We start from the raw sequence: 18,944 nt of genomic DNA, 5'->3' as shown, positions 1-18,944 counted from the left end.
CTACCACTTCTTTGTTTTAACGTTGTGAACATGTACGTGTTCACCTTTTTTGATTGATTTGACTACTTTACCAATATCATGACCGTATTTAATAATAGTGTCACCTTCATTTAAATCGTTCATTGCAATTTTGTGTCCTAGAGGGATTTCATCTTCAGATTGAATGTTAACTGTCTTGTCATTTTCCATAATCCAGCAAGAGCAGTCCTGTTTTGGAGTGATTTTTTCAATAACAACTACCCCTACGTTGTCTTTTTCGTCGTGTATAATGATGTCTGTAGCCATAATGTTGTGTCGAATTGTTTGTTTGAAATTTAGGAAATCTTATATATTAATCGCGAAAATTGACAAACGAATTTTATAAATTCTTAATAATTATACTTTAGAGGGGTTCTAGTCTTATGACAAAAATGACAACAGAAGAAGCTTTTGTAAAAGTTTTACAAATGCATGGTATCGAGCACGCTTTTGGAATTATTGGTTCTGCTTTTATGCCAATATCAGATATTTTTCCTGATGCAGGAATTACTTTTTGGGATGTAGCCCATGAAACAAATGGTGGTTTAATTGCTGATGGTTACACAAGAGCTACAGGTAAAATGTCTATGGTCATTGCACAAAACGGACCAGGAATAACAGGATTAGTAACTCCAATTAAAACTGCATATTGGAATCACACACCTCTATTATTAGTAACACCACAAGCTGCAAACAAAACTATGGGTCAAGGAGGTTTTCAAGAAGTAGAACAAATGAATCTCTTTAAAGATATGGTTTGTTATCAAGAAGAAGTTAGAGATCCCTCAAGAATGGCAGAAGTTCTAAACAGAGTAATTGAAAAAGCTATAAGAGGCTCAGCCCCTGCACAAATAAACGTTCCAAGAGATTATTGGTGCCAGGTTATTGATATTGATTTACCACCAATTGTAAGATTAGAAAGACAAGGTGGAGGTAACGACGCTGTTTCTAAAGCTGCTGATTTGTTATCTAATGCAAAATTTCCAGTAATACTTTCAGGTGCTGGTGTTGTTATTGGTGGAGCTATTGATGCTACTAAAAATCTTGCTGAAAAATTAGATGCACCAGTATGTTCTGGTTATCAACATAACGATAGTTTTCCAGGAAGTCACCCACTAGCAGTAGGACCTTTAGGTTATAATGGTTCTAAAGCTGCAATGGAATTAATTTCAAAAGCCGATGTTGTTTTAGCGCTAGGTACAAGATTAAATCCATTTTCAACTTTACCAGGATATGGAATTGATTATTGGCCAAAAAATGCAAACATCATTCAGGTAGATATTAATCCTGATAGAATTGGTTTAACTAAAAAAGTAACAGTTGGAATTAGTGGTGATGCAAAATTAGTTGCTGAGCAAATTTTAGCAAAACTATCTTCGAACGCAGGAGATACTGATAGGCAAGCTAGAAAAGATTTAATTCACCAAACAAAATCTGCATGGTTACAAAAACTTTCAAGTTTAGATCATGAAGATGATGATGAAGGAACAGTTTGGAATAAAGAAGCTAGAGAAAGAGATTCAGATAGAATGTCACCAAGACAAGCTTGGAGAGCAATTCAATCTGGTATGCCTGATGACGTAATTATTTCAAGTGATATTGGAAATAACTGTGCAATAGGAAATGCTTATCCTACTTTTGAAAAACCAAGAAAATATTTAGCTCCAGGTTTATTTGGACCTTGTGGATATGGATTTCCATCAATATTAGGCGCAAAAATTGGTTGTCCTGATACTCCGGTAATTGGTTTTGCTGGTGATGGAGCTTTTGGAATTAGTATGAACGAAATGAGCTCATGTGCAAGGGAAGAATGGCCCGCAATAACAATGGTAATTTTTAGAAATTATCAATGGGGTGCAGAGAAAAGAAATACTACTCTATGGTTTGATAATAATTTTGTTGGAACTGAGTTAGACCCTGAATTAAGTTATGCTAAAGTCGCTGATGCATGTGGTTTAAAAGGTGTAACTGTTAGAACAATGGAAGAAACAACAAATGCAATCAAGCAATCTTGTGAAGATCAAAAGAAAGGAATTACAACATTTATAGAAGTAATTCTAAACCAAGAGCTTGGAGAACCATTTAGAAGAGATGCAATGAAGAAACCGGTAAGAGTTGCTGGTATCAACAAAGCAGATATGAAGAAACAACCTTCATTAAACTCTTAATATCTTTTAAAAATTTGTCAATTATCGTAAAGTCACTTCATGGAAGTGACTAACGATAATAGCTGTAGTTGGATTAATGACCTTAATCCAAGAACAAACATCAAGTCTCTTCTATCAAACGATGAGTGTGATTGGTTAATAATTGGTGCTGGTTACACAGGTCTGTCTGCTGCAAGAAAATTAGCTCAAATAAATTCAAATTTAAAAATTATACTAGCAGATGCTCAACTAGCAGGCGAGGGTGCTAGTGGAAGAAATTCTGGTTATTTGGTTGATACAACTTTGAACGATGGTTTTACATCAAATAAAGAACTGCAAAATTACAAAAAGAAAGCTGATATTTATTCATTAGGAATAGATGTAGTAAAAAAATTTATTAAAGAACATCAAGTAGATTGTGATTGGAATGAATGTGGTAAATATTTTGCTTCATCAAAAATTGAAGATAAAAAAATTTTAGAAAATTTTTCAAATACATTATCTAAGTTAGGCTTTGAACACAGTTTATTAGGAAACAAAGAATTGTCTGAAAAATTAGGTACTAGTTTTTATAATATCGGACTTTACACAAAGGGTGGTATTTTAATACATCCAGGAAAATTAGTTAGAGCAATGGTTGATGTTCTTCCTACTAATGTTTTTTTGTATGAAAATTCTTGTTTATTAAATTGGACTAAAAATAAAGATTTCATTTTTTGTAATTTCAAAAATGGAAAAATTAAATCAAAAAATATTATTTTTGCTACGAATGGTTTCTTAAAATCACTAGGGATAAAATCAAATTATAACTTTCCCATTACTTTAACTGCGAGCATGACAAGAAGATTATCTGATGAAGAATTTAAATCAATCGGTGAACCAAAAGAATGGGGTGTATTACCAGTAAGGCCAATGGGTGCAACAATTAGAATGACAAAAGATAGAAGAATTTTGATAAGAAATACAGCAGAGGTACACAATCCATTTAGTATGTCAAATTACACTCTTAAAAAAAGATCTTTCAATCAGAAACTTGGAATACAAAAAAGATTTCCACAATTACCTAATGATATAATTAAATCATCTTGGTCTGGCATTGTTTCAAGAACAAGGAATAGTTCTCAAATATTTGAGAAAATTGATAGTAATATTTTTGCAGCTGGTTGTTATAACGGTTCAGGTATCGGTGTAGGAACTTTATTCGGTGAACAAATTGCTCTTAAAGCAATTAATGAAAGTACAAATGAAATAAAAACAATTGAATCAAGAAACAAACCTACCTGGTTACCACCTCAACCATTTTTGAATATAGGAATAAAAACTAGATTGGTTTATGAACGTTTGAGAGCCAAATCAGAAATCTAATTGGCTCTAATTTTTTGATTTATCACAAGAACAGCACCAATAATTAAAATTGGAAGACCCATTATTAGATCATATTGCCATTCTAAATTTTCAAATATTGTTGAAATAATTAATGCTAATACTGGCATTACAACACCAACATAACCAGCTCTTCCAGGTCCAACTTTTTCAAGTAACTTTAAATAAGATACAAAAGCAAATATTGAACCAAAAATTGAGAGATAAAGCAGTGAAGAGATGTAGCTAAAACTATTTTCAAATAATAATTCAGCTCCTCGAAATTTTGCAATTACCAATGTAACAATTGAACCATAAAACATAGCGTATGCTATTGTTTGTATTGGAGGAAAATTATTGTTTAAGTTTCTTTGATGAACCATATTACCTGTTGATGCACAAAATGTTCCAACTAGAGCTAGAAACAATCCTATATGAGTTCCTTCGCTAAAACTAAAATTGAAAATTTCATCATTAAAAATGATCACTATACCTACCATACCAATTGATGCTCCAATTAAAGTTTTTATAGAAGGCTTCTTTTTGAAATAGAAGGATTCACCAACTATATTCATTATTACCACAGTTGAAAATACAATTGCTGGAAAAGCACTAACTAAATAAGTGTTAGACAAATAGAAGAAAACATAATTTACCGAATACAAGCAAATTCCAAAAAACAAAAACCAAAAATGCTGATTAATTGAAAATTTTAATTTTTCTTTTTTAATTATTAAAAAAATAAAAATTATAAATGAAGCTATTAAAAATCTATAAAATACAGATACCAGTGGATCAACATAGCCTAATTGAAATTTAATTAGATACCAAGTGGGTGACCAACAAAAAAGAGTGATTATAAAAAGAATAATATTATTCATGATTAGCTAATTTTTACACACGTATTCTATGAATAAAATTATCCTTATGATTATAATATTATGAAATAACTGCTCTTACAGATCCAAGTTTATCAATTTTTGCTGTATATGTTCCTTTTTTTATAATAGGCACAACCCCAACTGTGGATCCTGTAAAAACATAAAAATCTTTGTCTAAATTAATTTTATCTTTTTTAACTTTATTTAAAACAAATCTTAATGAATTTATTGGATTTACATAAACAGCATTTGTGTTTCCATCTACACTTTGCTTAGCTTTTTTATTTGAAATATTTGTTTTTAAATTATCTATGTTAATTTTTTTAAATTTTTTCTTTTGACCAATCAAAAATTTAATATTACCTCCAAAGTCACTACTTAAATCTCCAAAAGAAGTAATACCTTTTCTTTTTTGCCTATATCCAACTACTTCGATACATGGTGCCATGTGTGAAATATATTTAGTTACGTTACTATTTGTGATCTTACCTTTTGAAGTAAAAAAAGTTTTTTTGATTAAATAACAAACTTCAAGTTCAATCCCTAAAGCATATTTATTTATTTTGACTTTTTTTCCACTTTTTATTAAGTTTTTTTTGAAAACAGATGCAATAAAAGGCTCTTTTTCTTTTAATTTTTTCATTAACGGAATGCCAGTTCCACCAGCTTTAAAACCTATTGTTGGATCTTTTATTTTGCTTTCACATAATTTTCTAAATTTGTCTGCCTCAGTAAGTTTTTTTGTAAATCTACTAGGTATAGGAGAGATAATTTTATTATTAAGAAAAGCATTAACTAATTTATCTGAAATTTTATCTTTAAGTGTTTTTGTCATAAGAATTTTTAATTTATTTTTTTGATGTTTGATTAATAACAAATATTCCTGAAGTTGTAATTATTATTGCGCCTATAATAGTAAATAAATCTGGAACATCATCATAGAAGAAAAATCCAAAAATTATTGCCCAAAAAATTAAAGTATAATGAAATGGTTGTATTATGCTAGCTCTTGCATTTTTAAGTGCTAATATTTGGAAGTATATACCTAATGAAAAAAATAAACCAATTGGCACAAAGAAATATAAAGAATTAAGATTTACAGGTTGCCAAAAATTAAATGCCATTATTGAGGTTATAACAATCCCTACTAAAGAAGAGTAGAACAAGGATACTTCAGGAGCATCATATTCAGTTATTTTTTTTGTTGCGATTTGATAAAGACCCAGAAAAAAAGCTGCTAGCAACGGAATAAAAGAATTTACACTAAATACATCAGACGCTGGTCTAATAATTATCAAAACTCCAATAAAACCTATAAAGATTGCTATCCAAGTTTTGATTGATACTCTCTCATTTAAAATAAATACAGATAAGGCAACTATAATTATAGGTGCTAGTGCACCTATGCTATGAGCGTTCGCTAAAGACAGGTGTTTAAAAGATAAAACAAAAAAACCAGATTCTAAAATAGATAATAGACTTCTTATAATTTGAAGTTTTAAATTATTAGATCTATAAAAATTATTATTGTTAGCTCTTTTTGCTTCTATCAAGCCCAACAAAAGCACAAAAGTATATTTGATAAATAATAATTGAAATATAGAGTAATGAATAACTGCAGTTTTCTGAATTGCATCAAGGATTGAAAATGAAAAGTAAGCAATTATTGCAAAAATAATTCCCAGTGTTTCTCTTGATTTAAATTTCATTTTTTTTGTTTTAATTTTATCTCAAGTTGTTATTGATTAATTCAGACTGTCATGGATTTTGTATTACTATATTTTGTTATAGCAAGTTTTTTAATAGTGATAGTGCCTGGCCCCACTGTTAGTCTGATAATTGCTAATTCTTTAAGATCTGGTGTAAAAGCAGGATTATTAAATGTTTTTGGTACTCAAGTTGGTGTTTTAATTTTGTTATTTTTATTAGCACTTGGATTTGAGATAGTTTCTCCTTTTCTAGAAGTGATTATTAATTATGTAAGAATTCTAGGTTCAATTTATTTAATTTCACTTGGAGTAATTGCAATTAAGTCAGATATTGATTTAAAAAAAACTCAAATAACTAAATTTGAAAAAAAATATTTTCTCCAAGGGTTAATAGTGATTTTAACTAATCCAAAAATCTTTTTGTTTCTGGGTGCATTTATTCCTCAATTTATTAATATAAATGAACCTGTTAGTTATCAGATAATTTATTTTGGAATTATCTTTATAATAGTAGCTACAATATTTGATAGCTCATATGCATTTGTATTTGGCAAGTTTAGAGAATTCATAGCATCAAAATATTTAAAAGTTTTAAATAAAATTGGCGGATTTATATTAATTCTTGTTGGTATTTGGATGTTTTTTTATTAATTTTCCAAAACAGACATTGGGTCCAATCTAGTTTGAAACCAATTAATTCTAAAATCAAGATGAGGTCCAGTTGATCTACCTGTCGATCCGACGGTTCCAATAATATCTCCTTGATTAATTAAATCTCCAACAGAAACTAAAACGTTTTCTAAATGTGAATAAATTGTTGATATACCATGACCATGATCCATAATGACTGTACCCCCGGTATAATATAAATCATCTTCAGCCATTGTAACTTTACCTGAGCCTGATGATTTAATCATAGTGCCTTGTTTTGCAGCTATATCAATTCCGTAATGTGGCCATCTAGGTTTACCGTTTAAAATTCTTTGACTCCCATAAACACCACTAATTATTCCTTCAACAGGCATTATAAATTTTTGCTTAAAAAACTGTAATTCAGAATTAATTGCTCTTGCTTCACCAATTGCATTATTTTCTTTTTTAATTCTTTTATAAACTGACTCGGGTGGGGTTACTTTGCTTTCTTCTAAGCCATCTATTCTTTGAATGTTGTATTTTCTTTTTAAAACTTTTTTAGTTATTGTAGATTTCTTTCCATTAAAGATTTTTGTAAAAGTAAGATCATATTTTTGATCTCTATCAATACCAAAAACAAAAAAACCATCATTTGATACTCTTACTTCTTTTTTTCCAACAATTATCTTAGCACCAGGATTTGTTTTTCCTAAGATAAAATGACCTTGTAAGAATTTACCTTGAAATTCTATCGCGTTTGCAGTTGAAAAAAATAAGAAAAATATTAAAAAAAATCTATTTATTACTGAGCTGTCCATCCACCATCTATTATAATTGATGTTCCAGTTATCATTGAGGAAGCAGGTGAGGCTAAGAAACAAACTGTTGTCGCTACATCACTTTCAGTTGCTGCTTTTCCCATTGGAATATTTCCAAGTGCTAGTTTTTTAAATTTTTTATTTTTAAAGAAATTTTTAACCATTGGAGTTTCAACAAACGTAGGAGCTACTGTGTTAACTCTTATATTTCTTTTAGCTAACTCTACTCCCATACCTTTTGTCAAACCTTCAATCCCAAATTTAGTCATATTGTAAACATTTCTCCCACCCATACCAACATGACCTAATTGAGAAGACATATTGATAATAGAGCCGGGTCTCTTTTTATTTTTAAGCATTTTTTTAACTACTAATTGCGCAACATTAAATGCAGCTTTTAGATTTAAATCTACCAAGTAGTTCATACTTTTTTGTTTAATTTTTTCAAAAGGTTCAGGAATATTAGTTCCAGCATTGTTTACTAACACATCAATAATTTTGATTTTTTCTAATTTTGCTTTTAGATCTTCATAATTCATTACATCACAAGGAACTTTAATTACTTTACCTTTAATTTTTTTAATATCTTTTTCTAATTTATTTAAATCAGATGGAGTTCTGCTTAAAGCTATTACAGTTGCCCCAGCTTCTGCGAGTGCAATAGAGCAAGCTCTCCCAAGTCCTTTACCAGCACCAGTAACTAGTGCGTACTTATTTTTAAGATTAATTTTTTGAAGATACATTAAAAGAATATTATTTTAATATCTGTATAAATCAACTCAACAGCTACTATTAATATTGCTAATAAACCAACCCATGCAATCCATTTGTATTTTTTTATCCATCCAGAAATTAATGTTGCAGCAGTTGCCATTAAAACAATCGATAGAACCAATCCAAATACAAGTAATCCATAATGATCACCTGCAGCACCAGCAACACCTAAAACATTATCTAAACTCATTGTAAAATCAGCAAGTAAAACAGTCCAAATTGCTTTTAAAAAACTTGAGTTGTCTACTTTTATATCTTCCTCTGAATCTGAGCCTTTGATTACATCAACATAAAGTTTGTAAACAATATAAAGGAGTAAAATTCCCCCAATAAGCCTTAGTCCTGTAATTTGTAACAAATAAGCTGTTAGTAACGTTAATATTATCCGTAATATTACTGCACCACCAATTCCCCAAAATATAACTTTCTTCCTTTGTTCAACTGGAAATTTTGAGGCTACCATTCCAATTATAATGGCATTGTCACCAGCTAACACTAAATCAATAAAAATTATTTGTGTTAAAATAGCAATTTGTTCGGGAGTAAAAAATTCTGCAAACATTATTGTTGTAGTATCATGTCAGCACCTTTTTCTGCAATCATAATCGTAGGTGCATTAGTATTTCCTGAAGTAATGTTAGGCATTATTGATGCATCAATAACTCTAAGATTTTCTATTCCTCTTACTTTTAATTTTTCATCAACTACTGACATCTCATCTTGTCCCATCTTACATGTACCAACAGGATGAAAGATGGTTTGTGCAAAATTTGATGCTTCTTTCACCAATTCCTCGTCATCATCAATATGAATACCAGGTCTATATTCCTCAGGTGTATATTTCTTAAAAGTTTCAGATTCCATTATAATTTTTCTTGTCAATTTTAATCCTTTAGCAGCAATCATTCTATCGTGATCAGTTGATAGGTAGTTTTGTTTTATTTTTGCGTAAACACGCGAGTCTTTATCAACAATACTTACGTGACCTCTACTTGTAGGTCTTATATTTGAAACAGTTGGAGTAAACGCGTGAAAATCATGATTTTTTGTAGCTCCCAAAGTATCCATACTCATTGGCTGAACGTGCCATTGTAAATCTGGTAATTCTAAAGAAGGGTCACTTTTTGCAAACATACAAAGCTGACTTGCTCCCATAGTCATTGGACCACTTCTTTTAAAAACATACTCTAATCCGATAAGCAAATTTCCAAACAAGCTATTAATTTTTTTGTTAAGAGATTTTAAACCGTTAATTTTATAAATAGGTCTTAACATTAAGTGATCGTGTAGATTTTCACCTACACCATTTAAATTATGAACCATATCAATTCCTAAATTTTTTAGTTTTTCTGGATTTCCAATTCCTGACACTTGCAATATTTGAGGAGAGCCTATTGCACCAGAAGAAACTATAACTTCTCTATTTGCTTCAGCTGTTTTCAATTCATTATCTTGCCAATACTCAACTGATTTTGCCTTTTTATTTTCAAAGTTAATTTTTTTAACATGAGCGTGAGTAATAATTGTTAAATTTTTTCTATGCTTAACAGGGTTTAGATAACCAACAGCAGTACTGCATCTAAATCCATCTTTTTCTGTTACTTGAAAATAACCACAGCCATGATTGTCTCCTGTATTAAAATCTTTTGTTTTTGGTACACCAAATTCTTCAGCAGCGTTCTGAAACTCATCTAATAGAGGAAGATGTATTCTTTGATCTGAGACAGAGAGAGGTCCACCAACTCCATGGTATTCACTTTTGCCTCTTTCTTGATTTTCTGCTTTTATAAAATAGGGCAGAACATCATCCCAACCCCAGCCTGTATTTCCAAGCTGTCTCCAAATATCATAATCTCTGTGTTGTCCTCGGATATATAAAAGTCCATTGATAGAAGAGCTTCCTCCTAAAGTTTTTCCACGGGGATAACGTATTGAAATATTATTCATGCTTTCATCTGGTTCTGTCTTGTAGCACCAGTCAGTATTAGGATTGTGCATCGTTTTAAAATAACCAACTGGAATATGGATCCATGGATAATTATCTTTACCTCCAGCCTCAATCAAAAGAACTTTGTGTGAAGGATTTTCTGATAGCCTATTTGCTAAAACACAGCCTGCAGATCCAGCTCCTAGTATAATGAAATCAAAATTATTCATAAATTAGAACTCTTATAAATTAAAAAAATTATATTTCTAACAAATCTGTTAAAAATTTTAAAATATACCAATATTAACACTTGTTTTAGTTTTCATTCTTTGACAAAGTTTCGACTTTAAAAATAAAGAGAGGGAAACAAATGAAAAAAATCATTTCAATGTTATTTGCAGTTGCAATGGTGTTTGGATTTATTTCAAACGCTAATGCTGCAAAAACACTAAAATGTCAGACAGTTCTTAACACAAAAGCTGATGAAGTTAAGATGTTAAAGGATTTTACTGACACAGTAACAGCGTTAACTGGTGGATCTCTTAAGTTTGAAATTATGCCAGCTGGAGCTGTTGTTGGTGTAAAAGAAACTTTAGATGCAGTTGACAAAGGCCTAATCGATTGTGGTTTCGCATGGACTCACTATTGGTCAGGTGACCATCCTGCAGCTATGCTATTCGGTTCTCCAGTAGCTGGTGGTGGTGTTGGTATTGACAACATTGCATTCTTATCATGGTTCCAGTATGGCGGTGGAAAAGAGTTATACGACAGACTATGGAAAGAAATGGGAAGAGACATCAAAGGATTTATGATTCAACCAGTTGGACCAGAAGCTTTAGGTTGGTTTCCAAAACCAATTAAAGATATGGCTGACTTTAGAAAATATAAGTTCAGAACTCCTCCAGGAATTCCAGGACAAACATATAAAGACATCGGTATCGCATCTGTAGCTATGGGTGGTGGAGATATTCTACCAGCTTTAGAAGCAGGAACAATTGATGCTGCTGAATGGTGTTGTCCAAAACCAGACTTAACGTTTGGTTTCCAAAAAGTATTAAAGCACTACTACCTACAAGGTCTACACCAAGTAGTCGTAAATGCTGACTTTTATATTACTGGAAAAACTTACAACGCTATGAGCGATCATGAGAAGAAGTCTCTTGAAGTTGCAGCTAATGCTTCATTAGCTAAATCTTTAAGTTACAGAATCTATGAAAATGGTAAAGCTTTAAGAGAGCTTACTGAAGTTCATGGAGTTAAATTAGAGGACACACCTTCTGATTACTTCACAGAATACATGGCTGCAGCTAAGAAAAGTTTGGAAACAAACGCTGCAAACAATGCATTCTTTGCAGAAGTATGGGACTCTATGAAAGAATTTGCTGATATAGCAGTTCCTTTCTGGAGTGGTGCTCAAATGTCTAATGCGAAGCTAGGAATGGCTCACGCAGCAACATTAAAGTAATCCAATAATTAATCTATAATTCAATTAGAGCGGACTTAATTGTCCGCTCTAATTTTTCTAAAAAATTTTTATGGCTGAAGAACCAACTAAACTAGATATATCAGATGAAATGATAGCCGAAAGGCGAGGTGGTTCAGGGAAGATGCCAAATGATATGCCATCATGGATGGCAAGTTCTATTGTAAATATTGATAAATTTAGCAAATGGATAGGTAACGTTGTTTGTTGGATACTGATGCCACTTATCTTTGCTATGACTTACGAAGTTTTGGCAAGAAAACTTTTTCATGCACCTACAATTTGGGCTTATGACATAAGTAGATTTTTGTATGGCGCACTATTCATGTTAGGTGCAGGTTACGCACTTTCAAAAGGTGTTCATATAAGAGCAGATTTTTTATACAGAAATTTCAAAACAAAAAACCAAGGGACGATTGATTTTTGGTTATATATTTTATTTTATTTTCCAGGACTAATAGTCTTTCTTTATATGACAATTGGTTATGTAGGTGAGTCTATTCAAAGAGGCGAAAGAGGAATGGATACTACATGGATGCCTTATATGTGGCCAATTAAGAGTTGTTTATTGATTGGTATCGTATTTTTATTAATCCAAGGTATTTCAGAAATATTAAAAAGTTATTGGGCTGCTACTAGAGGAAAATGGCCAGGAGAAGATGAATAATGTTAGCTGAATTTATAGATCCAGCATATTTAGGTTTTATTCTGGTAGGAGTAATGCTTTTTGCGATTTTCGTAGGATTTCCTATTTCATTTACACTTATATTTTTAGGTTTCGTATTTGGATATTTAGGGTTTGGAAAATTGGTCTTTTATTTAATGACCCTCCAGTTTTCGATGGTCATGACCGAACAAACCCTCGCCGCCGTCCCGCTCTTTGTCTTTATGGGTATTATGATGGAACAGGCAGGTTTAATGGAAAGATTATTCTCATCATTTCAAATGATGCTAGCAAGAGTTAGAGGTGCATTATATTACGCTGTCCTTTTTGTTTCAGTTATTTTTGCTGCAGCAACAGGAATTGTTGGTGCTTCAGTAACCATACTCGGTATCATGGCTGCAAAATCAATGAATAGATCTGGCTATGACGTCAGGCTTGCTGCAGGTACGATAACAGCTGGTGGTACTTTAGGAATTTTAATACCTCCAAGTATCATGCTTGTTGTTATGGGCCCAATTATGGAAATTCCAGTTATTGATTTATTTGCGGCTGCTATAATTCCAGGAATTCTTTTAGCAAGTTTATACGCTGGATACACAACAATAAGATGTATGATAAATCCTAAATTGGGACCTGTAATTCCTGAAGAGATGAGAGCCGCTAGTATGAAAGAAGTTTGGATTGAATTCTTCTTAGGTTTAGTTCCTCCAGCAGCGTTAGTGTTTGCAGCATTAGGAAGTATACTTTTTGGTTTTGCAACTCCAACAGAAGCAGCTGGTTGTGGTGCAATGGGAGCTTTATTACTTTCTTTAGCATACAAAAAATTAACCTTTTCAAAACTTCAAGAAGCTCTTGTTAAAACTTTAGAGATAACAGCTTTAATTATGGTTTTAGTTGCTGCATCAAACTTTTTTGGTGCTGTTTTTGCAAGACTAGGTACTCCAACTTTATTAACTGAATTCTTGTTAGGTTTAGACATGAACAAATATTTAATATTAGCGATTGTAATGGTGGCAATATTTTTATTGGGTTGGCCTTTAGAGTGGGTACCAATCGTAATGATTATTGTGCCAATTATTTTACCATTAATTGAAGCTCTTGGCTTTAATCTTACTTGGTTTGCAATATTAGTTGCCGTCAATCTCCAGACCGCCTGGCTATCTCCTCCAGTGGCATTGTCTGCGTATTTCTTAAAAGGGGTAGTGCCTGAATGGGATTTAAAAGATATTTATTATGGAATGATGCAATTTATGGTGCTTCAAATAATTGGTTTGGTTTTAATTATAATATTTCCTAAAATTGCACTTTGGTTACCAACTCTCCTATATGGACAGTAGAAATTATTAGTTTAAAATAATTTCTAGTGAATCAACCTAAAGTTAAATACTCCCTATCAAATTGGGATTTAGTTTCGGTAAATCCAAATTATAAAACTTGGGATTGGAAAGACCTGTTTTGTTACTGGGGAGTTAATGTACAAAGTGTAATTGGTTTTTCTCTAATTGCCTCGCTTTATATAATGTACAATTTAAACACCTTTGTGGTTTTAATAGGAACTTTATTAGGTTCATTTTTTGTTTATTTATTTGCTAATTTTATTGGAAAACCTTCACAAAAATTTGGATTACCTTTTGTAGTTTTGTTGAGATCTTCTTTAGGATTTAATGGAGCGAAATTTTTTGGATTAATCAGAAGCTTGGTTGGAATTTTCTTATTTGGAATTCAAACTTATTTTTTATCAAAAATTTTAACTTATCTTATTAGAATATTACTTTTCACTATCGATGAGTCATTGTTAGTACAAGATATATTTATTTTTTATTTTTTTGGTTTAAATATTATAGATTGGTCATCAATTTTAATTGTAATTATTTTTCAAACATTTTTGTTTAGTATTGGTGCTCAATATAATAAAAAAATAATAAATTTTTCAGCAATCAGTGTTTATGTAGGAATTGTTGTTTTTTTCTTTCTTGTTTTCTTAAGTGATGTCAAATTAACATCAAAAGCATTTGTAAATATTATTAATACCAAAAACTTTTTTGATATTAATAATTTATTACCACTTTTAACTGTAGCAGGAACTGTCTTTGCTTATTTTTCAATATTAATAATTAGTTTTGGGGACATTTCTAGGAATGTTAAAAATACTAAAGAGTTGGGTAAAGGGAATTTAAGTTTGCTTATTAATTTAATTATTTTCTCTTTTTTCTCTATATTTATTGTTGCCGGATCAGATGCACTTTTAAATCAAAAATTTTCAGACATAGACAGAATTTTTACAAATCCCACTGATATAATTGGCAAATATGACAATATTCAAATAACTACATTGGTACTATTTTTTGTCGTAATTGCTTCAGCATCCACGAATTTAGTAGCCAATTATATTCCATCTCAATATTCACTAATAAATTTTGTTCCAAATAAATTATCTTTAAGGAGTGCAAGCTATATAATTTCTTTCCTCGGTTTGTTGGTGGCTATTTTTTGGCTTACAATTTTGAGTCAAATTGGCATTTTATCTTTTATAGATACATTTGGTGCATTTTTTGGTCCGTTATTTGGAGTAATAGTTGCTGACTATTACCTGATCAATAAACAAAGCTTGAGTAACAAAGATTTGTATTCAGTAGAAAAAGAAAGTAGTTACTATTATTCAAGAGGGTGGCATATCAAAGGTGTTTACTCAGTATTTCTAGGTTTTATTTTTTCAGCATCAACAATTTGGAACACAAATTTAATGTTTTTACAGTCTTATGCGTGGTTAATTGGTGCATTTGTAGGCTGGATAACGTATTACTTGTTGGCAAAAAAATAATATGAAAGCTTTAGTATATACTGGAACACAAGAATTAGTTTACAGAGACGAACCTAATCCAATTGAAGTTTCGGGAGAAAGTATTTTAAAAATCCATGCTTCAGGAATATGTGGTTCTGATATGCACGCGTATCATGGACATGATGAGAGAAGAATTCCTCCTTTAATATTAGGCCATGAAGTTAGTGGTGAAGTCCAAAATGGTAAATTTAAAGGTAAAGACGTTGTTTTAAATCCTCTGATAACTTGTGGTAAATGTGAATACTGCACAAGTGGAAGAGAACATCTTTGTCCTCATAGAATTATTTTAGGCATGAATAAACCAATTGAAAGACAAGGGGTTTTTGCAGAATTTGTCTCAACACCAGACACAAATATTTATGAAATCCCAGATGGATTAGATAAAAATGAAGCGCCAGTAGCAGAGCCAACTGCAGTTTCTTTGCATGCAGTATTAATTGGTGAACAATCTTTAAAAAAACCTTTATCTGAATGTAAAATTTTGATCCAAGGTGGTGGTGCAATAGGATTATTATGTGGTTTAATTTTATCTAAAATTAAAAATAGTAAAAATATAATTCTTTCTGATCCTAATAAATTGAGATTGAATGAGTGTTCAAAATATTTAGATGCAAAATATGTTGCACCAGACCATAACGAAATAGAAAGTAATAAGTTTGATATTGTATTTGATACAGTAGGTTTAGAAATTTCAAGACAACAGGCTATTGAAGTAGTTAAGCCAGGTGGTTCAATTATTCACATAGGCTTAACTCAGCCAGCTGGAACCTTTAATTTTAGAAAAATGACACTTCAAGAGGTGACCGTAATAGGAACTTATTGTTATACTAATAAGGATTTTGAGCAAACTTTAGCAATATTAGCCAACAAAGAGATAGGTTCTCTAGATTGGATTGAATTTAGAGATTTAAAAAATGGCGGTGATGCCTTTAAACAAATTCATGATGGCACCTGTGTTGCACCTAAAATTATACTGATACCTTAGAATTAAAATTTAATTTTATAGCTCTAGAACTACCCATTTTGAGGTCATTAGACATAATTGGTGCAGATATCATTATTGACCAATAAATTAAAAGTAAAAAAATTGAAATTGTTTTCATATTATTTATTTAAAAATTAATTCTGATTTTTGCATGTTTAAATCTTGTCTAAATAATGTATTAAGAACTTAAATTATGAAAATATTTTTTAAACTCATTTCAATTTTTTTGATTTCAATCAGCTCAGTTGTTGCAAATGAAGTTATAGTGTTTGAGTTTACAGAAGCAGAACTTTCAGAATTAACTGTCAGAAAAGTAAGAGGAGCAAAGAACGAGACAAGTTATACTGTTGGTAAGAATGAAAATGGAAATTTCCTTAAGGCTGTTGCCGATAATGCAGCATCTGGTCTAGGCAAAGAAGTTAAAATTGATCTAAATAAGACACCTTTTATAAATATTACATGGAAAGTTGAGAAAGATTTATCAGGAATTAAAGAAGACACTAAAAAAGGGCATGATTTTGCCGCTAGAGTTTTTGCGGTAAAAAAAACAGGTGCAACACCATTGTCAAACAGAGCAGTTAACTATGTGTTTTCAAGCAATAGAGATGTTGGAGTTAGTTCACCAAGTCCTTACACAAAAAAATCTATAGATAATGTAATGTCAACTACAAAAACTAATTTAAATGAATGGGTAACAGTTAAATCAAATGTAAAAGAGGATTTTAAGAAATTCCACGATTTAGATTTAGATGAATTAGATGGCTTGGCGGTTATGGCGGATACGGATAATTCTAAAATGAAATCTATAGCCTATTTCCAGAATATTTATTTTTCAGCAAATTAATTAAAGTTTAGTATATTTTTTTAGACCCATACTCAGGAATGACAGTATGATTGCTACAATGACGTCTTCTATTGGAGTAGCATTAGGAACACCAAAGTTCCATAAAATTACTCCAATCAACCAAATTATATAAACTTTCATTGTAGTTATTATATCTTAGTTTGTATAAAAATTTCTCATTATTTGATATTAATGAACAATGCATAAAACTTTTAGTCATAATGTTAAAATTTACTATGAAGACACCGACTCTGGAGGAGTAGTTTATTACGCAAATTATTTAAAATACTTTGAAAGAGCTAGAACAGAAGCATTATTAGCTATTGGTTTAAGTAATTTGAAAATTAAAGATGAGTTTAATTCTTTAATAATCGTTAAGTCATGCAATATTGAATATAAAAAATCAGCGTACTTAGAAGATAATTTAACAATAAAATCTTTTATTTCCTCTTTGTCAAAAACCTCTTTTGTAATGGATCAATCAATTTACAGAGATGATTTATTAATTGTAGATGCAAAAATACATTTAGTATTTGTAAATACAATCGGAAAACCTACAAAAATTCCTGAGTTAGTTTTAAATAGCTTTGAGCCTTATATTTTAAAATCTAAATAGCTGTTACTCTTTTTATTTTTTTAAAAAAATTAACTATCATTTTTTCAGATATTAATTTTGTATTTACATTTCGAGGACTTGGATGATAACAAGCGTACAATCTGATTTTATTTGATAAATCATAATATTTCCCGTGCTTAAAAGTATACTTTCCATTTAATTTATTTTTACTTTTGTAATATTTAACACAATTATCAAAAGCAACTTTACCTAAAGCAACAATTGTTTTTATTTTGCTTAAAGTTTCAATCTCATTTTGAAAATGATTTGAGCAATTTGATAATTCTTCATTTGTTGGTTTGTCACCAGGAGGAACACATTTCAGTATATTGGTTATAAAAGTTGATTTTAATTTCAATCCATCATTTAAATTTTCTGAATAAGGTAGATTAGAAATATTTGCTTTTTTTAAACAAGAAAACAAGAAATCGCTTGATTTGTCTCCAGTGAAAGGTCTTCCTGTTCTGGTTCCCCCATGTGCAGCTGGTGCCAAACCTAAAATTAATAATTTCGAATTTATCTTACCAAATCCAGGAACCGGTTTACCCCAATAGGTTTCGTTAATATTTTGTTTTCGTTTTACAGTAGATATTTTTTTAATAAAATTAATTAATCTAGGACATTTTCTACATTTAATAATTTTCTTATTAAGTTGTTTTAATTTATTATTCATCTATGAAAATTTTAAAATTTTTTTTAATTATATTTATATTTTTAAGTTCTCCAATTAAAGCAGATTCAAATGAAGCTATGATTGGTGAGCTTCAAAAAGGTGGTAAATTAATATTTATTCGTCATGCTTATGCACCGGGAGGAGGGGATCCATCTAATTTTGATGTCAATAATTGTGAAACCCAAAGAAACTTAAATGACGAGGGAAGAGTACAATCAAAAAAAATTGGAAATTTTTTTAAACAAAATGATATTTTAATAAACAAAATTTACTCTAGTGAATGGTGCAGATGCAAAGAAACTGCAGAAATAGCCTTTAAAAATTATGAAACAAAAAATTTTTTGAATTCATTTTTTAGTGCAAAATTTGCTAAAAATAGAAAACAACAAGTTATTGATTTTAATAAATTTTTAAACACGTGGGATCAAAAACAAAATATAATTTTTGTAACACATTACGTGGTAATATCTGAGCTTTTAAACTACGCACCATCATCAGGTGAGATTGTTATTTCAGATAAAAATTTAAAAGTAATTGATACTTTAGAAATAGAATATTAAATTAGAAT

The 18,944-nt window shown here is 30.5% G+C and carries 22 protein-coding genes; 11 read left to right on the top strand and 11 right to left on the bottom strand.

Going from position 1 to position 18,944, the window contains the following annotated elements; genetic code table 11:
* Window positions 1-285, bottom strand: a complete 285-nt coding sequence (locus ACTTAS_RS03540) for a UxaA family hydrolase (protein WP_440614486.1) — start codon at window positions 283-285, stop codon at window positions 1-3.
* Between the two features lie 116 nt (window positions 286-401).
* Here ACTTAS_RS03540 and xsc point away from each other — a divergent pair, with 116 nt between their 5' ends.
* Together xsc and ACTTAS_RS03530 are read left to right on the top strand one after the other, a co-directional pair.
* A complete protein-coding gene (gene xsc, locus ACTTAS_RS03535; RefSeq protein ID WP_075506615.1) occupies window positions 402-2,186 on the top strand; it encodes a sulfoacetaldehyde acetyltransferase in 1,785 nt (594 codons plus the stop codon).
* Between the two features lie 39 nt (window positions 2,187-2,225).
* Window positions 2,226-3,530, top strand: coding sequence for an NAD(P)/FAD-dependent oxidoreductase (locus ACTTAS_RS03530; protein ID WP_440678343.1), 1,305 nt, complete (start codon window positions 2,226-2,228; stop codon window positions 3,528-3,530).
* Here ACTTAS_RS03530 and ACTTAS_RS03525 read toward each other — a convergent pair.
* The 3 genes from ACTTAS_RS03525 to ACTTAS_RS03515 are packed head-to-tail and all read right to left on the bottom strand — an operon-like array spanning window position 3,527 to window position 6,117.
* Window positions 3,527-4,408 (bottom strand): DMT family transporter, encoded by an 882-nt coding sequence (locus ACTTAS_RS03525; RefSeq protein ID WP_440678342.1) that lies wholly within the window; start codon window positions 4,406-4,408, stop codon window positions 3,527-3,529. The genes ACTTAS_RS03530 and ACTTAS_RS03525 overlap by 4 nt on opposite strands.
* Window positions 4,409-4,466: 58 nt before the next feature.
* Window positions 4,467-5,243 (bottom strand): fumarylacetoacetate hydrolase, encoded by a 777-nt coding sequence (locus tag ACTTAS_RS03520; RefSeq protein ID WP_440678341.1) that lies wholly within the window; start codon window positions 5,241-5,243, stop codon window positions 4,467-4,469.
* Window positions 5,244-5,256: 13 nt separating this feature from the next.
* Window positions 5,257-6,117: a DMT family transporter gene (locus ACTTAS_RS03515; RefSeq protein WP_440678340.1), complete on the bottom strand. Its 861-nt coding sequence runs from the start codon at window positions 6,115-6,117 to the stop codon at window positions 5,257-5,259.
* Window positions 6,118-6,168: 51 nt separating this feature from the next.
* Between ACTTAS_RS03515 and ACTTAS_RS03510 the strand changes: the two genes are divergently transcribed.
* Complete coding sequence (locus ACTTAS_RS03510; RefSeq protein ID WP_440678339.1) at window positions 6,169-6,768, top strand: LysE family translocator; 600 nt, start codon at window positions 6,169-6,171, stop codon at window positions 6,766-6,768.
* Here the strand turns inward: ACTTAS_RS03510 and ACTTAS_RS03505 are convergent.
* Genes ACTTAS_RS03505 through ACTTAS_RS03490 form a run of 4 tightly spaced genes read right to left on the bottom strand, consistent with a single transcriptional unit; the run spans window position 6,765 to window position 10,499 of the window.
* Entirely contained in the window at window positions 6,765-7,568 is an 804-nt protein-coding gene (locus tag ACTTAS_RS03505) for a M23 family metallopeptidase (protein WP_440678338.1), read from the bottom strand. The two genes, ACTTAS_RS03510 and ACTTAS_RS03505, sit on opposite strands and share 4 nt — an antisense overlap.
* Window positions 7,553-8,311, bottom strand: a complete 759-nt coding sequence (locus ACTTAS_RS03500) for an SDR family NAD(P)-dependent oxidoreductase (protein WP_440614478.1) — start codon at window positions 8,309-8,311, stop codon at window positions 7,553-7,555. The genes ACTTAS_RS03505 and ACTTAS_RS03500 overlap by 16 nt, the downstream gene beginning before the upstream one ends.
* Window positions 8,311-8,904: a TerC family protein gene (locus ACTTAS_RS03495; RefSeq protein ID WP_075506621.1), complete on the bottom strand. Its 594-nt coding sequence runs from the start codon at window positions 8,902-8,904 to the stop codon at window positions 8,311-8,313. The genes ACTTAS_RS03500 and ACTTAS_RS03495 overlap by 1 nt, the downstream gene beginning before the upstream one ends.
* The gene (locus ACTTAS_RS03490) at window positions 8,904-10,499 is read right to left on the bottom strand and encodes a GMC family oxidoreductase (RefSeq protein ID WP_440651289.1); all 1,596 of its coding nucleotides are present in this window, start codon (window positions 10,497-10,499) and stop codon (window positions 8,904-8,906) included. The genes ACTTAS_RS03495 and ACTTAS_RS03490 overlap by 1 nt, the downstream gene beginning before the upstream one ends.
* A 140-nt stretch (window positions 10,500-10,639) precedes the next feature.
* On the opposite strand from ACTTAS_RS03490, the gene ACTTAS_RS03485 reads away from it, so the two are divergent.
* The 5 genes from ACTTAS_RS03485 (at window position 10,640) to ACTTAS_RS03465 (ending at window position 16,243) form a co-directional block, all read left to right on the top strand.
* Window positions 10,640-11,734, top strand: a complete 1,095-nt coding sequence (locus ACTTAS_RS03485) for a TRAP transporter substrate-binding protein (protein WP_262589327.1) — start codon at window positions 10,640-10,642, stop codon at window positions 11,732-11,734.
* A gap of 70 nt (window positions 11,735-11,804) precedes the next feature.
* Window positions 11,805-12,419 carry a TRAP transporter small permease subunit gene (locus ACTTAS_RS03480; protein ID WP_440678337.1) on the top strand — a complete coding sequence of 205 codons (615 nt, stop codon included), beginning with the start codon at window positions 11,805-11,807 and terminating at the stop codon, window positions 12,417-12,419.
* Window positions 12,419-13,753 carry a TRAP transporter large permease gene (locus tag ACTTAS_RS03475; protein WP_440634050.1) on the top strand — a complete coding sequence of 445 codons (1,335 nt, stop codon included), beginning with the start codon at window positions 12,419-12,421 and terminating at the stop codon, window positions 13,751-13,753. Before ACTTAS_RS03480 ends, ACTTAS_RS03475 begins: the two co-directional genes overlap by 1 nt.
* Before the next feature lie 26 nt (window positions 13,754-13,779).
* A complete protein-coding gene (locus tag ACTTAS_RS03470; RefSeq protein ID WP_440648701.1) occupies window positions 13,780-15,237 on the top strand; it encodes a cytosine permease in 1,458 nt (485 codons plus the stop codon).
* Between the two features lies 1 nt (window position 15,238).
* Window positions 15,239-16,243, top strand: coding sequence for an alcohol dehydrogenase catalytic domain-containing protein (locus tag ACTTAS_RS03465; protein WP_440678336.1), 1,005 nt, complete (start codon window positions 15,239-15,241; stop codon window positions 16,241-16,243).
* On the opposite strand, the gene ACTTAS_RS03460 is transcribed toward ACTTAS_RS03465, so the two are convergent.
* Window positions 16,227-16,361, bottom strand: a complete 135-nt coding sequence (locus tag ACTTAS_RS03460) for a hypothetical protein (RefSeq protein ID WP_440654328.1) — start codon at window positions 16,359-16,361, stop codon at window positions 16,227-16,229. The genes ACTTAS_RS03465 and ACTTAS_RS03460 overlap by 17 nt on opposite strands.
* Window positions 16,362-16,436: 75 nt before the next feature.
* Here ACTTAS_RS03460 and ACTTAS_RS03455 point away from each other — a divergent pair, with 75 nt between their 5' ends.
* A complete protein-coding gene (locus tag ACTTAS_RS03455) occupies window positions 16,437-17,087 on the top strand; it encodes a DUF3047 domain-containing protein (RefSeq protein ID WP_440648705.1) in 651 nt (216 codons plus the stop codon).
* Here the strand turns inward: ACTTAS_RS03455 and ACTTAS_RS03450 are convergent, their stop codons facing one another.
* Complete coding sequence (locus ACTTAS_RS03450) at window positions 17,088-17,228, bottom strand: hypothetical protein (protein WP_440634055.1); 141 nt, start codon at window positions 17,226-17,228, stop codon at window positions 17,088-17,090.
* Window positions 17,229-17,286: 58 nt separating this feature from the next.
* On the opposite strand from ACTTAS_RS03450, the gene ACTTAS_RS03445 reads away from it, so the two are divergent.
* On the top strand, window positions 17,287-17,703 hold the full coding sequence (locus ACTTAS_RS03445) for a YbgC/FadM family acyl-CoA thioesterase (RefSeq protein WP_440648709.1): 417 nt from the start codon (window positions 17,287-17,289) through the stop codon (window positions 17,701-17,703).
* Here ACTTAS_RS03445 and ACTTAS_RS03440 read toward each other — a convergent pair.
* Entirely contained in the window at window positions 17,696-18,376 is a 681-nt protein-coding gene (locus ACTTAS_RS03440) for a uracil-DNA glycosylase (protein ID WP_440652533.1), read from the bottom strand. The two genes, ACTTAS_RS03445 and ACTTAS_RS03440, sit on opposite strands and share 8 nt — an antisense overlap.
* 2 nt (window positions 18,377-18,378) lie before the next feature.
* Between ACTTAS_RS03440 and ACTTAS_RS03435 the strand changes: the two genes are divergently transcribed.
* A complete protein-coding gene (locus ACTTAS_RS03435) occupies window positions 18,379-18,936 on the top strand; it encodes a histidine phosphatase family protein (RefSeq protein ID WP_440648713.1) in 558 nt (185 codons plus the stop codon).
* Window positions 18,937-18,944 lie beyond the last annotated feature (8 nt).

The sequence above is a fragment of the Candidatus Pelagibacter sp. HIMB1611 genome, assembly GCF_052047715.1.
In the GTDB taxonomy this organism is placed as follows: Bacteria; Pseudomonadota; Alphaproteobacteria; order Pelagibacterales; family Pelagibacteraceae; genus Pelagibacter.
This window is presented reverse-complemented; position numbering and strand designations above follow the sequence as displayed.